The 14,078-nt window shown below is 66.5% G+C and carries 14 protein-coding genes; 13 read left to right on the forward strand and 1 reads right to left on the reverse strand.

The window, feature by feature from the left end; all coding sequences use genetic code 11:
- Window positions 1-110 precede the first annotated feature (110 nt).
- The 6 genes from ABZ942_RS33975 (at window position 111) to ABZ942_RS34000 (ending at window position 4,094) form a co-directional block, all read left to right on the forward strand.
- The gene (locus ABZ942_RS33975; protein ID WP_150404595.1) at window positions 111-305 is read left to right on the forward strand and encodes a ubiquitin-like protein Pup; all 195 of its coding nucleotides are present in this window, start codon (window positions 111-113) and stop codon (window positions 303-305) included.
- Window positions 302-1,162, forward strand: a complete 861-nt coding sequence (prcB, locus tag ABZ942_RS33980) for a proteasome subunit beta (protein ID WP_357389342.1) — start codon at window positions 302-304, stop codon at window positions 1,160-1,162. The genes ABZ942_RS33975 and prcB overlap by 4 nt, the downstream gene beginning before the upstream one ends.
- On the forward strand, window positions 1,159-1,929 hold the full coding sequence (gene prcA, locus ABZ942_RS33985; protein ID WP_357389344.1) for a proteasome subunit alpha: 771 nt from the start codon (window positions 1,159-1,161) through the stop codon (window positions 1,927-1,929). Before prcB ends, prcA begins: the two co-directional genes overlap by 4 nt.
- A gap of 207 nt (window positions 1,930-2,136) precedes the next feature.
- Window positions 2,137-3,495, forward strand: coding sequence for a Pup--protein ligase (gene pafA / locus ABZ942_RS33990; RefSeq protein WP_186818252.1), 1,359 nt, complete (start codon window positions 2,137-2,139; stop codon window positions 3,493-3,495).
- Between the two features lie 30 nt (window positions 3,496-3,525).
- Window positions 3,526-3,765, forward strand: coding sequence for an antitoxin (locus tag ABZ942_RS33995; RefSeq protein ID WP_357389346.1), 240 nt, complete (start codon window positions 3,526-3,528; stop codon window positions 3,763-3,765).
- 56 nt (window positions 3,766-3,821) lie between these two features.
- Window positions 3,822-4,094: a hypothetical protein gene (locus ABZ942_RS34000; RefSeq protein WP_357389348.1), complete on the forward strand. Its 273-nt coding sequence runs from the start codon at window positions 3,822-3,824 to the stop codon at window positions 4,092-4,094.
- Between the two features lie 115 nt (window positions 4,095-4,209).
- Here ABZ942_RS34000 and ABZ942_RS34005 read toward each other — a convergent pair whose 3' ends face one another.
- Complete coding sequence (locus ABZ942_RS34005) at window positions 4,210-4,506, reverse strand: MTH1187 family thiamine-binding protein (RefSeq protein WP_357389350.1); 297 nt, start codon at window positions 4,504-4,506, stop codon at window positions 4,210-4,212.
- 89 nt (window positions 4,507-4,595) lie between these two features.
- Between ABZ942_RS34005 and ABZ942_RS34010 the strand changes: the two genes are divergently transcribed.
- The 7 genes from ABZ942_RS34010 to ABZ942_RS34040 all read left to right on the forward strand — a co-directional run bounded on the left by ABZ942_RS34010 (window position 4,596) and on the right by ABZ942_RS34040 (window position 12,614).
- Window positions 4,596-5,591 carry a YafY family protein gene (locus ABZ942_RS34010; RefSeq protein WP_357389352.1) on the forward strand — a complete coding sequence of 332 codons (996 nt, stop codon included), beginning with the start codon at window positions 4,596-4,598 and terminating at the stop codon, window positions 5,589-5,591.
- 64 nt (window positions 5,592-5,655) lie between these two features.
- Window positions 5,656-6,630, forward strand: a complete 975-nt coding sequence (locus ABZ942_RS34015) for a YafY family protein (protein ID WP_357389354.1) — start codon at window positions 5,656-5,658, stop codon at window positions 6,628-6,630.
- On the forward strand, window positions 6,627-7,652 hold the full coding sequence (locus tag ABZ942_RS34020; RefSeq protein ID WP_357389356.1) for a 2-dehydropantoate 2-reductase: 1,026 nt from the start codon (window positions 6,627-6,629) through the stop codon (window positions 7,650-7,652). Before ABZ942_RS34015 ends, ABZ942_RS34020 begins: the two co-directional genes overlap by 4 nt.
- A gap of 113 nt (window positions 7,653-7,765) precedes the next feature.
- Window positions 7,766-8,041 (forward strand): Sec-independent protein translocase subunit TatA, encoded by a 276-nt coding sequence (tatA, locus tag ABZ942_RS34025; protein WP_357389358.1) that lies wholly within the window; start codon window positions 7,766-7,768, stop codon window positions 8,039-8,041.
- A 114-nt stretch (window positions 8,042-8,155) separates the two neighbouring features.
- Window positions 8,156-9,109 carry a twin-arginine translocase subunit TatC gene (gene tatC, locus ABZ942_RS34030; RefSeq protein ID WP_357389360.1) on the forward strand — a complete coding sequence of 318 codons (954 nt, stop codon included), beginning with the start codon at window positions 8,156-8,158 and terminating at the stop codon, window positions 9,107-9,109.
- 2 nt (window positions 9,110-9,111) lie between these two features.
- Entirely contained in the window at window positions 9,112-11,814 is a 2,703-nt protein-coding gene (locus ABZ942_RS34035; RefSeq protein WP_357389362.1) for an RNA helicase, read from the forward strand.
- A 119-nt stretch (window positions 11,815-11,933) separates the two neighbouring features.
- On the forward strand, window positions 11,934-12,614 hold the full coding sequence (locus ABZ942_RS34040) for a DUF4333 domain-containing protein (RefSeq protein WP_357389364.1): 681 nt from the start codon (window positions 11,934-11,936) through the stop codon (window positions 12,612-12,614).
- Window positions 12,615-14,078: the final 1,464 nt, after the last annotated feature.

The raw sequence follows: 14,078 nt of genomic DNA on the forward strand, positions 1-14,078 counted from the left end.
TGTCGGTTCGGCTGGGTAGTGTTGAAGAACGAGCACGGACATTGCTCATGACCGGGGCCGTGCTCAGAATGGAGCTCCGGTCATGATGAGGACAGAGGAGGTCGGCTGTCATGGCACAAGAGCAGACCAAGCGCGCCGGGGGCGGCGACGAGGATGACGGTCCGGAGGGTGCGGACGCCGCCGGTCAGGAGCGCCGCGAAAAGCTGGCGGAGGACACCGACGACCTGCTCGACGAGATCGATGATGTGCTCGAGGAGAACGCCGAAGACTTCGTCCGTGCGTACGTTCAGAAAGGCGGCCAGTGACAGTAGGTGACCCCTCGCGTCTCCACCTGGGGTACGCCCTCTCGTCCTTCTCCGAGTACCTCCGCATGCACGCTCCGGAAATGTTGCCAGGCAACAAGTTCGGACCGATCGATGGCGCCGCGTTGAGCGCCACCAGTGCGAAGGACATCGCGCCGCATGGCACCACCATCGTCGCGATCAGCTACCGCGGTGGCGTGCTCATCGCCGGCGACCGGCGGGCCACCCAGGGAAACCTGTTGGCCAGCAGGGACATCGAGAAGGTCTACATCACCGACAGCTTCTCCGCGGCCGGCATCGCCGGCACCGCGGGCATGGCCGTCGAGATGGTGCGGATCTTCGCGGTGGAGCTGGAGCACTACGAGAAGCTCGAGGGCGTATCCCTGACCTTCGACGGCAAGTCCAACAAGCTGTCGAAGATGGTGCGCGAGAATTTGCCCGCGGCCCTGCAGGGGCTGGCGGTGGTGCCGATGTTGGTTGGTTACGACGTCAATGCGACAGATCCGGACAAGGTCGGTCGCATCGTGTCGTACGACGTGGTGGGTGGACGCAGCGAGGAGCGGTTCGGCTACGCCGCGGTGGGATCGGGTTCGGTCTTCGCCAAGGGGTCGCTGAAGAAGCTGTACGCCAAGGGAATTGATCAGGAGCGCGCGCTGCGCATCGCCGTCGAGGCGTTGTTCGACGCGGCCGACGACGACACCGCGACGGGCGGTCCCGATCTGATGCGCGGGATCTATCCGACGGCGATCGTCATCGACGAGGAGGGCGCGGTCGAGGTGACCGAGGACCGCCTCGAGGTGATCGCCCGTGGGATCGTCGCCGATCGTGAGGCTGCCGAAGAGGGGAGTGCCCGCGCATGACACTGCCTTATTACGCGTCTGCCGAGCAGATCATGCGCGACAAGACCGAGCTCGCCCGCAAGGGCATCGGTCGGGGTCGCAGCGTGGTGGTCCTGGTGTACGACAAGGGTGTGCTGTTCGTCGCGGAGAACCCGTCCGCGACGCTGCACAAGGTGAGTGAGCTCTACGACCGGGTGGGTTTCGCCGCGGTCGGCAAGTACAACGAGTTCGAGAATCTGCGCCGCAGTGGAATCCTGCAGGCCGACATTCGCGGTTATCAGTACGACCGCCGCGACGTGACCGGCCGTGCGCTGGCCAACGCCTACGCGCAGGTGCTCGGATCGATCTTCACCGATCAGCTCAAGCCCTACGAGGTGGAGATCTGTGTGGCGGAGGTGGGGTATCCGGAGCAGCAGCCGACCTCGGTGCTGTATCGGATCACCTTCGACGGCTCGATCGTGGACGAGCGCGAATACGTGGTGATGGGCGGCACGACCGAGCCGATCCTCACCGCGTTGAAGGCGTCCTACAAGCCGGGTCTCGACCTGGCCGGCGCGGTCAAGGTCGCGGTCGCGGCGCTGCAGGCAGGCGTCCCGGAGGGCACCGAGAAGGAAAAGCGGGTGCTCGACGTGAACTCGCTCGAGGTCGCGGCGCTGGAGCAGGCCCGGCCGCGGCGGGCCTTCCGCCGGGTCACCAACTCCGCGCTGGAGCAGCTGCTGAACCCGGCCAAGAAGGGCAAGGCCAAGGCGGCGGAACCGGCGCCTGCGGAGACTCCGGAAACGGAGTAACCACCAGCTGGATCTTCGGGCCCGGGTAGGGGCATACCGCAATCGCGGGTGCCCGTGCCCGGGCCCGAAGTCTGTCCGCTGTGGCTGTTCGCGGGGTGATACTGCCCACTTCGTTCCGTGAGCCGGACCGAATCGTTGTGAAGACGTATGCGTTCGTGTTGTCCGCAGCCCCACGCGAGCGCATCACATGGCTGTAATGTCGATAGTGTGCAGCGACGAATCATGGGGATCGAGACCGAGTTCGGTGTGACATGCACCTTCCACGGTCACCGTCGGCTGTCCCCCGACGAGGTAGCCCGGTACCTTTTCCGCCGGGTGGTGTCCTGGGGCCGTAGCTCGAACGTGTTCCTCCGCAACGGTGCTCGGCTCTACCTTGATGTCGGGTCCCATCCGGAGTACGCGACTGCCGAATGCGACAGCCTGCACCAACTGGTGACCCACGACCGAGCGGGCGAGCGGGTTCTCGAAGAGTTGCTGATCGACGCCGAGCAGCGGCTCGCCGAAGAAGGCATCGGCGGCGACATCTACCTGTTCAAGAACAACACCGATTCCGCGGGCAACTCCTACGGCTGCCACGAGAACTTCCTCGTGGTGCGGGCCGGCGAGTTCTCCAGGATCTCCGACGTGCTGTTGCCGTTCTTGGTGACCCGTCAGCTGATCTGCGGTGCGGGCAAGATCCTGCAGACGCCGAAGGCGGCCACGTTCTGCCTGTCGCAGCGGGCCGAGCACATCTGGGAGGGTGTGTCGTCGGCGACCACGCGTTCGCGGCCGATCATCAACACCCGCGACGAGCCGCATGCGGACGCGGAGAAGTACCGCCGCCTGCACGTCATCGTCGGTGACTCGAACATGGCCGAGCCCACCACCATGCTCAAGGTCGGCACCGCCGCCCTGGTGCTGGAGATGATCGAGGCGGGCGTCTCGTTCCGGGACTTCGCCCTGGACAACCCGATTCGGGCGATTCGCGAGGTTAGTCACGATCTCACCGGTCGTCGTCCGGTACGTCTCGCCGGCGGTCGCCAGGCCAGCGCCCTGGACATCCAGCGCGAGTACTACGCCCGCGCGGTCGAGCACCTGCGCAATCGCGACCGGGACCCGCAGATCGACCAGGTCGTCGACCTCTGGGGTCGCACCCTGGACGCCGTCGAGGCGCAGGACTTCGCCAAGGTCGACACCGAGATCGACTGGGTGATCAAGCGCAAGCTGTTCCAGCGCTACCAGGACCGCTACAGCATGGAACTGTCCGACCCGAAGATCGCCCAGCTCGACCTCGCCTACCACGACATCAAGCGCGGCCGCGGCGTCTTCGACCTGCTCCAGCGCAAGGGCCTGGCCAAGCGCATCACCGAGGACGAGGCGGTAGACGCCGCCGTCGACACCCCACCCCAAACCACCAGGGCCAAACTCCGCGGCGACTTCATCACCGCCGCCCAGGAAGCCGGCCGCGACTTCACCGTCGACTGGGTCCACCTCAAGCTCAACGACCAGGCCCAACGCACCGTCCTGTGCAAGGACCCGTTCCGTTCGGTCGACGAACGCGTGGATCGCCTGATCGCGTCGATGTAAAGCGCTGATCGGGCGTCATAGATTAGCGCTATGGTGACCATCCAGATTCTTGACGTGCCCGACGAAGACGTAGAAGTGCTGAGTCAGTGCGCTGCCGTCGCGGGTCTGTCGCTGGACGCATACCTACGACAGCACTTTATCGAGCTCGCGCGGCGGCTCACCAAGGCTGAGGCGATGGCGCGGATCCGCGAGGCGCTGGAACGTGATCCGGGGCCGGGTGCCGATGCCGGCGGCACACTGGAGGCGCTGAGGGAAGTTCGCGGCGAGTAAGTACCTACCTGGCTTGTTCGGGTGTCGGATGTGGCAACTGTCCGTACCGTGGACGTTTGGCCGACACGGAACCTCTGAACGAGCTGCTCGAGGTTGAGCGTAGAGGCTGGGATTCGCTGTGTGATGGCACGGCGGCGGATTTCTACGGTTCTCTGATGACCGGTGATGCGGCGCTGGTGCCGGCACCTGGGGTTGTGCTGGATCGAGTCGAAGTTGTTGCCGCGCTCAAAGGTTCACCGCCGTGGCGGGCTTACGAGCTCCTCGGTCCACGGCTGGTGCACGCCGGTGTAGACAGCAAGATGCTCGTCTACACCGGCGAGAGGAACTAGCGCCCTATCAGCAGACGTCGATCCCGGACTAGCCTGCCGCCGCACGGCTTTTGACATACGCACGCGTGTTGGTGCGGCGAGTTGTGGTGCGGGACATCAGATAGCGTGCGGCTGTCTAGCCCTCGGCGAGGTAGCGCTCGACGGTTTCGACCTTCGAGGTCATGCCGTCGGTGACGCCGGGGCGGATGTCGGCCTTGAGGACCAAACTGCAGCGGGGCGCGGCGGCGAGGACGGCGTCGGTCGCCTGTTTGACGACGGACATCACCTCATCCCATTCGCCCTCGATGGTGGTGAACATGGCGTCGGTGCGGTTCGGCAGGCCGCTGGCGCGCACGACGCGGACGGCCTCGGCTACCGCGCGGCCGACGTCGACGCCGGTGCCGAGTGGGGTCACGGAGAAAGCGATGATCATGAGATCAATACTGCCGCCCCGGCACATGTGATCGAGTGAATCGCGCGCCGACGCGCACGTGCGGAGTCCGGCCGATTACCCTCTATCGGGTGGCGATATCCAAGGTCGAGCGGCTGATGAATCTGGTCATCGCGCTGCTGTCGACCCGGCAGTTCCTGACCGCGGAGCGGATCCGGGACAGCGTCGCGGGATACGAGGATTCGGCCAGCGACGAGGCGTTCAGCCGAATGTTCGAGCGGGACAAGAACGAGCTGCGTGACCTGGGCATACCCCTGGAGATCGGGCCGGTCGGCCGGTACTCGTCGGTCGAGGGCTACCGGATCAACCGGGACGCCTACGAGCTGCCCGAGATCGACCTGTCCGACGAGGAAGCCGCCGCCGTCGCGGTCGCCGTGCAGATGTGGGAATCACCGGAACTGGCCGCCGCCGCCGACGGCGCGCTGCTCAAACTGCGCGCCGCGGGCATTCATGTGGAGACCGACGCCGCCGTGGCTTCGGTACCCGCGGTGCCCGCGCGGACTCGCGGTTCGGAACCGGTACTCGGCAAATTGCTCGCCGCGATCGACGCTGGCCAAGCGGTCCGGTTCGAGCATCGCGGCGCGATCAACGCCCCGTATCTGATGCGTGACGTCGAACCGTGGGGCGTGGTGACCCGGCACGGCCGCTGGTACCTCGTCGGACACGACCGGGCCCGCGATGCGGTACGCAGCTTCCGGTTGTCCCGGATCGGTGACGACGTGACCGCCTACGGGCCGGAAAACGCCGTCAGCAAACCGGACGGTATCGACCTGCGCAAGATCGTCGACACGGTCACCAGTTCGGCACCGGTCAGCGGCACCGCAACGGTGTGGGTGGCCGACGGACGCGGCCGCGAGCTGCGCCGGATCGGCCAGGTGACCGGCGAACGCACCATCGGCGGCCGAGTCGGCGCCGTGGTCGAGCTGCCGGTGCGCTCCCGCGACTGGATTGCCCGCCTGATCACCGGACTCGGCCCGGACGCGGTGGTGCTCGCGCCCGAGGAACTGCGCGCGGATGTGGTCGCGCGCCTGCGTTCGGTCTTCGATCGCACGGAGGTCACCGCGTGAGCGAACGAACCAGCAACGCAGCACCGGAATTTGCGCCGGAACCGAGCGTCAGCGAGGTGCAGGCGTGAATTCCAGGCTTTCCGTTCGACTTTCGCGGCTGCTGAACATGATCCCGTACTTCATCGCCCACCCGGGCATCAGCGCCGCGGAGGCCGCCGCCGACCTCGGCGTCACCACCAAGCAGCTGATGAGCGACCTGAACCAGCTGTGGATGTGCGGCCTGCCCGGCTACGGCCCCGGTGACCTGATCGACCTGTCGTTCTCCGAGGAGAGCGTCGAGGTCACCTTCTCCGCGGGCATCGACCGCCCGCTGCGCCTCACCTCCACCGAGGCGACCGCGCTGCTGGTGGCGCTGCGCTCGATCGTGGACATGCCCGGCATGGTCGACCCGACCGCGGCGCACGCGGCCATCGCGAAGATCGAATCGGCCATCGTCGGCGGTTCCGGCGCCGAACCCGACGGCCATCGCATCCCGCCGACCGAGGCGCCCGCCGTCGCGACGGTGCGTTCGGCGTTGGCCAGGCAGCGCGCGTTGAGCCTGGTCTACTACTCGGCGAGCCGCGACGTCGTCACCGAACGGGTCGTCGATCCGATCCGAATTGTCTTGGTGGACAACAACAGTTACCTGCAGGCCTGGTGTCGGCAGGCCGAAGGCGTGCGCCTGTTCCGGTTCGACCGGATCGAGGCCGCCGCCGATCTCGACGAACCGGCCAGGCCGCCGAGCCACGCCACCGAGGAGTCCGCGGCGCTCGACCTGTTCCAGGACGATCCCGCGGTTCCGTTGGCGCGCTTGCGAATTCGCGGCGACTACGCCTGGGTGCTCGACCAGTATCCGATGAACCGGCTTGCGGTACATCCGGACGGCAGCCTGGAGGCGACCATGCGGTTCGCCACCCTGGACTGGATGGCCCGCCTGCTACTCGGCTTCGGTTCGGGCGTAACGGTGCTCGGCCCACCGGAACTGGTCGCCGCGGTGCGCGAGCGCTCCAACGCCGCACTGGCCGCCTATGCGGCGGCCGGATTCGAGGCGGCCGGGTGAAGAGCCGGATCATGGTGATCGGTGCGGGCAGCATCGGCCTGTTCGTCGGCGGCAAACTGGCCGTGGCGGGGGCCGACGTCACGTTCGTCGGCAGGCGGCGGATGCTCGACGAGATCACCGCGTCCGGTCTCCGGCTCACCGACCTCGACGGCGGCGACGACTCGCTGCCTGCCGGGCGATTCCACGTGGCCACCGAGCCGGACGACGTCGGCTCGGCCGATCTGGTGCTGGTCGCGGTGAAATCGGCGGCGACCGCGGACGCCGTGCGCGACCTCACCGGCAAGATCCGACCGGGCACGGTGGTGCTGAGCCTGCAGAACGGCATCGGCAACGACACCGTGATCAGGGAGATCCTGCCCAGCTGCGTGGTGCTGGCCGGAATGGTGATGTTCAACGTGGTGCATCACGAGGGCGGCCGGTTCCACCGCGGCACCGAGGGCGGGCTCGCCGTCCAGGACGATCCGGGGCTCACCCCGTTTCTCGGCGTCTTCGAGCAGGCCGGGCTCGCGCTGGACCGCTACCCCGACCTGCGCCCCGTGCAGTGGGCGAAGCTGTTGCTGAACCTGAACAACCCGATCAACGCGCTGTCCGGGCGCCCGCTGCGCGAGGAACTCGCCGACCGCAACTATCGGCGCTGCCTCGCGCTGGCTCAGCGGGAAGCGCTTACGGTGATGAACAGGGCGCGAATTGCGCCAGCCCGGCTGACGCCACTGCCGCCGGGGGCGATAGCCAGGCTGCTGACCGTCCCCGACGCCGTTTTCCGGCGCGTTTTCGGGCGGTTACTCGCCGTCGATCCGATGGCGCGCTCGTCCATGGCGGACGATCTCGCACTCGGCCGTAAAACCGAAATCTCTTGGCTCTGTGGCGAAATCGTCGGCCTCGGTGCGATGGTCGGCCTGCCGACACCGGTGAATCAGCGGCTGATCGAACTGATCGTCGCGGCCGAGCAGGGCGACCGGCGCACCTGGACCGGTGCGGAACTGTACGAACAACTGCGGGCCGCGCACGCGAGCGCCCGTTGAGAGAGTGCGCACGGCTCGGCTGAACGCCGGGCCAACGCGGGCCGGACGGTGCGTTCACGCACGTCACCCTCCGGTAGCATCAGAACCATCACCAGTCTTGGGAGGTAATAATCATGGGCAGTCTGAGCATCTGGCACTGGCTGATCATTGCGGTCGTTTTCGTGATGTTCTTCGGTGCCAAGCGGATGCCCGACGCGGCCCGCAGCCTGGGTCGGTCGCTGCGCATCTTCAAGAGCGAGGTCAGTCAGATGCAGAACGAGGGCAAGGAGTCCGACAGCGCGTCGGCCGCTCCGGTGCAGCAGCCCGCGCAGCAACTGCCTGCCGCACAGCCGGTGACCCCGTCGGTCACCCAGCAGCCGCAACCCCAGGCCGAGCCGAAGACGCTCTGAGCGTAATGCTCGTCCCGGAGTGAGCAGGAACTCACTCCGGGCATTGTGCTGTTGCATTCAGCACTCGCCAAGCGCTCAGTAGCCGAGCTTCCGACCCAGGGGCAATCACCAGCCATGCGAATCCCGTTCGATCCCCGGCAGAGTAAGCGCCGGACCAACCCCGACGGCACCATGTCGTTGGTCGAGCATCTGCAGGAACTGCGCTATCGGTTGCTGGTCTCGATCGCCGCAGTCATCGTCACCACCGTGCTCGGGTTCATCTGGTACGAGTACGGGTTCCTCGGCGTCGAGAGCCTCGGAGATATTCTGCGCGGGCCCTACTGCTCGCTGCCGGATTCGTCACGCGCCGCGATCAGCCCGGACGGCTCGTGCAAGCTGCTGGCCACCGCGCCGTTCGAGCAGTTCACCCTGCGCTTGAAGGTCGGTATGACCGCAGGCATCGTGCTCGCCGCGCCGGTCTGGCTCTACCAGTTGTGGGCGTTCATCACACCCGGCCTGTACGCGAAGGAACGCAAGTACGCGGTCGGCTTCGTGTCGGCGGGATCGGTGTTGTTCGCCACCGGCGCCGCGCTGGCGTATGTCGTTGTCGCCCATGCCTTGAGCTTCCTGCTCTCGATCGGCAACAACGTTCAGATCACCGCGCTGAGCGGCTCGCAGTACTTCGGCTTCATCATCCAGCTACTCGTCATCTTCGGCGTCAGCTTCGAAACACCGCTGCTGATCATCGGATTGAACCTGATCGGGGTGCTCACCTACGCGCGACTCAAGGCGTGGCGGCGCGGAATCACGTTCGGGCTCTTCGTCTTCGCGGCCATCGTCACCCCGCAGGACCCGTTCTCCATGCTCGCGCTGGCGATCGCGCTGACCGTGCTGTTCGAGGTCGCGATCCAGTTCTCCCGGTTGAACGACATCCGCAGGGCCCGCAGGGAAGCGGAGAGCCTGGCCGCGCTGTCCGACGAGGAGGCGTCCTCGATCACCGGCCCCGACCCGATCGACCCCGCCGACTCGCTGGTGACGCCCCCGGATAAAACCGGGCGCTCGATGTCGGACTACTCCGATACCCTCTGACGGTGACACATCACCGGTCGCATACGGGCGAGCTAGCGAAGTTTTCCACCGAGCTGAAGTTCAGCCTGGATCCGTTCCAGCGCACCGCCTGTGCGGCACTCGAAGACGGGCACAGCGTCCTGGTTTGCGCGCCGACCGGTGCAGGTAAGACCGTGGTCGGCGAGTTCGCCGTGCATCTGGCGCTCGCCGCGGGCGGTAAATGCTTCTACACCACGCCGATCAAGGCGCTGTCGAACCAGAAGTTCGCCGACCTGACCGAGCGTTACGGGCGCGACAGCGTCGGCCTGCTCACCGGCGACCAGTCGATCAACCCCGGCGCGTCCGTCGTGGTGATGACCACCGAGGTGCTGCGCAACATGCTGTATGCGTCCTCGGATGCGTTGCGCGGGCTGTCGTTCGTGGTGATGGATGAGGTGCACTACCTCGCCGACCGGTTCCGCGGCGCGGTGTGGGAGGAAGTGATCCTGCACCTGCCGCCGGACGTGAAGCTGGTCAGCCTGTCGGCGACGGTCAGCAACGCCGAGGAGTTCGGCGCCTGGATGGAGACCGTACGCGGTGATACCGCGGTGGTGGTGGACGAGACCAGGCCGGTGCCACTGTGGCAGCACGTGATGGTCGGGCGACGGATGTTCGATCTGTTCGACACCGATTCCACCGATCAGAAGGTGCTGGTCGACGAGGATCTGGTGCGGTTCATCCGCCAGCGTGAGGCCGCTGATCGGGCGAACAGCTGGGATCGGCCGCGGCATGGACGTGGCGGTCCGCGGCGCGACTTCCGGCCGTTGCCGCGGCCCGAGGTGCTGGCCAAGCTGGACGAAGAGGGCCTGCTGCCCGCGATCACGTTCATCTTCAGTCGCGCGGGGTGCGATGGCGCGCTGGCCCAGTGCCTGCGCGCACGGCTGGATTTGAGCCGTCCGGAAGACCGCGAAGAGGTCGACGCCATCATCGAGAAGCACACCGGTGATCTGCCGAAGGCGGATCTGGAGGTGCTCGGCTACTGGCAGTGGCGCGAGGCGGTGCATCGCGGATTGGCCGCGCACCACGCCGGCATGCTGCCCGCGTTCCGGCATACCGTCGAGGAACTGTTCGTCAAGGGTCTGGTGCGGGCCGTATTCGCTACGGAGACACTGGCTCTCGGCATCAACATGCCCGCGCGCACGGTGGTGCTGGAGCGGCTGGTCAAGTATAACGGTGAGTCGCATGCCGAGCTCACCCCCGGCGAGTACACGCAGCTGACCGGTCGTGCCGGACGTCGTGGCATCGACGTCGAGGGGCACGCGGTGGTGCTGTGGCAGCCGGAGGTCGACACGAGCGCGGTGGCCGGTCTGGCCTCCACCAGGACCTATCCGCTGCGCAGTTCGTTCAAGCCCGGTTACAACATGTCGATCAATCTGATCGATCGGATGGGTTCCGCCGAATCGCGGCTGCTGCTGGAGCGTTCGTTCGCGCAGTTCCAGGCCGACCGCTCGGTGGTCGGGCTGGTGCGCGGCATCGAACGCAACGAGGCTCAGCTGCGCAAATTGCGCGATCAGCTCGGCGGTGCCGATGGTGACTTCCTGGAATACATTTCGCTGCGCGAGCGGATCAAGCAGCGGGAACGGCAGATCGAACAGCAGGGCCGCTCCGATCGGCGCGGGATCGCGGTCGCCGCGCTGACCGCGTTGCGCCGCGGTGACGTGGTGGCGATCCCGTCCGGGCGACGCGCCGGTCTCGCGGTCATTCTCGAACCCGACGCGACGCCGGGCGATCCGCGGCCGCTGGTGCTCACCGAGGACAAATGGGCCGGCCGGGTGTCGGTCGCCGATTTCCCGGTGCCCGCAGAGACATTGGGGCACATGCGGTTGCCGCGGCGGATCGACCACCGCACCGCGCAGACCCGGCGCGATCTGGCCTCGGCGCTGCGCAGCACCGGAATTTCCGCGCCGGGCCGGTCGCGGCGTGGCAAACGCGGTTCGGCCGCCGACGATCGCGAATTGGCCACCCTGCGCCGCAGCCTGCGCTCCCATCCGGCGCACACCCGCGCAGATCGGGAGCAGATGGCCCGCATCGGCGAGCGCTACAACCGGCTGGCCCGGGAAACCGAGACCATGCGCCAGAAGGTTGCCGCCACCACGAACTCGCTGGCTCGCACCTTCGATCGGATCGTCGGGCTGCTGGAGGAGCGCGGCTTCGTGCACGAGTCCGAGGTGACCGCGGACGGTCGCAGGCTCGCGCGGATCTACTCCGAGAGCGACCTGCTCGTGGCCGAATGCCTGCGGCAGGGGCTGTGGCGTGGGCTCGGTCCGGCCGAATTGGCCGGTGTCGTCTCGATTCTCGTGTTCGAATCCCGCCAGGACGGTGGGTATCTCGGCGTGACGGGTCCGACGGAGCCGATCCGGCGGGCGATCGGCGAGACCATACGGGTGTGGAGCGAATTGCGTTCCGACGAGTCGCGGCACAAGCTGCCGCCGACCAGGGAACCGGACCTGGGTTTCGTCACCGGCGTGCACAAATGGGCGCGCGGCGACGGGTTGGCCGAGTCTTTGCTCGCCAGCGGTGACCAGGCCGCGCCGCTGTCCGCAGGCGATTTCGTGCGCTGGTGCAGGCAGGTGATCGACCTGCTCGATCAGATCCACGGCAGCGCCGACGACCCGGAGGTCGCCTCGACCGCAGCGAAGGCCGTGCGAGCGATCCGGCGGGGTGTCGTCGCGGTGGACGCCGCGTAGCGGATTCGATTGTGATTTGATTTCTTTCGCGTACCGACCGTGGCGGAGGAATCGAGATATCGGACCGTTCCCACGCGGGGGGCTACCGTGTGTACAACGATGCGAGTGGAGGCAACCAGATGAGCGGCCCGTTTGGACCCAGCGAACCCGGGGAGGGACGCAACGATCCCACCCAGCAGTGGGGTGGACAGCAGGCACCCGGCGGGACGCCCCAGTGGGGTCAGCCGCAGACGCCTGCGTCGGCACAGCCGACCCAGCAGTGGGGTGATCAGCAGCCGCCGCAGCAGCCGTGGGCTCCGCAGCCGCAGCAGCCTGCCCAGCCGCAGTGGGGGCAGCAGCCCAGTCCGCAGTGGAGTCAGCCCGGTCAGCCGAGCCAGCCACAGTGGGGGCAGGCACAGCCGCAGGATTGGCAGCAGGGTCAGCCGCAGCCGCAGTGGGGGCAACAGCAACCGCAGTGGGGCCAGCAGCAGCAACCGCCGCAGTCCGGCGGCAAGGGGAAAGGCCTGGTCATCGGGCTGGTCGTGCTCGGTGTCGTCGTCATCGGCGCCATCATCGCCCTCGTCCTCGTGCTGACCTCCAAGGACAAACTGGACCAGTCCGCCGTCCAAGACGGTGTCAAAAAGGTCCTCACCGACTCCTACGGCATCCAGGACGTCGCCGACGTCTCCTGCCCCTCCGGCCAGGAAGTAAAGGTCGACGCCACCTTCGACTGCAACCTGAAGGTCAGCGGCGAAGCCAAAAAGGTGACCATCAAGATCACCAAGGAAGACGGAACATACGAGGTCGGCCGCCCCAACTAGGTCTCTCTCGCCCATCGCTCCGGTCGGCCCATCCCAATGGGCCGACCGTCAGCGTCTGTACACACCCTTACCCGAGATCCGCACCGTATCGTGCGCGGCCGTCTCGTGCGCGGCGGGCAAAAGACGCGTGACAGTAGCCCCCCGACAGCCCCGATGATCTTGGTCGCGCCCCACGAGCCCCACCACATCAAGATCTGCACTCTCACTCGGGATCTGCACTCGCTCTAGGGCCCTATTCCGAGTGCAGATCCCGAGAGAGAGTGCAGATTTCGCCGCCAGCACCACCCCGGGGTGTCGTTGGTCGTGCACCCCACACCCCCTCTGTCAGCCGAGCACTGTTTCTGTGACCCGGACACCGGCTACACCGGGTGAGCGGGTCACCGAAAGGATGCTCGGTCTGAACAAAGGGTGCACATCGGAGCCCTTTGCGGCCCTGAAAATGTCCGCGCGGCAGGTTCGCTGCTTCGAAAGCGCTCGAAAACAGCACGACCCGGGTCCCGTTGGTCGTGCACCCCGACACCCCCTCGGTCAGCCGAGCACCGTTTCGGTGACCCGGACACCGGCTATACCGGGTGAGCGGCTTGCAGAAACGGTGAGCGTTCTGAACAAAGAGTGCACATCGGAGCCCCAGCAGCCTCGAAATGTCCGCGCGACAGGCTCGCTGCTTCGAAAGCGCTCGAGAACAGCACCACAGCCAGGTGACCACCTCCGCAACGTGACACCGTGCACCTGACTGATAACTAAGGTCGGGGACCCCACCTGGCGCGCCCAGCACTACTCCGGTCATCCGATGAACCAGTCGAAAACCCCTGGAACAGCGCACCACCGGAGAATCTCTCAGTACACCACCTCGAACCAGTACACCCAGAGACCCTGTGAAGGTGGACCTATTCGGGCAAGTGCTGCTTAGGACTCCAGAGGTGGACAGTTCAGAGAAAGCTGAAGACCTGTCCACGTTTTCCTGTGAAGCAGTGCTGGGCGCGTCGCCTGCCGTACCCGGCTTTAGTTATCGGTCAGGCGCGCGATGTCGCGTTCCGGAGGTGGTCATCTGGCTGTGGTTGCGTTCCAAGCGCTTTGGAGGAAGGGGGGTGGTGGCGGTTCCGGCGTGGTTGTCTGGCTTGGGGTTGTGTTCCAAGCGCTTTGGATGTGGGGCAGGGGTGGCGGTTCCGGGGTGGTCATCTGGCTTTGGTTGTGTCCCACGTGCTTTGGGTAAGAGCGAAGTTGTCGGTGGGTGTGCCTTCGAGTGATCTGGCTGTGGTGTTTTGGGCGCTTTGGGGGATGGCACCCTATGGATCGTCGGTTGAACGTTGGGCCTTGCCGTGCGTGAATTGTGCAGCCGCGTACGGAATTGCAGTGTCGGGCGGTGGGTGTTCCTCACGCCGACCTGCTAGCAAGGTCGTGCGCAGCGGGCGAAGAGGGTGCGGCGTGGCCAACCACGGTGCCGTTGATCGTGACCCTACCTTC

The organism is Nocardia sp. NPDC046473 (assembly GCF_040645995.1).
Lineage (GTDB): Bacteria > Actinomycetota > Actinomycetes > Mycobacteriales > Mycobacteriaceae > Nocardia.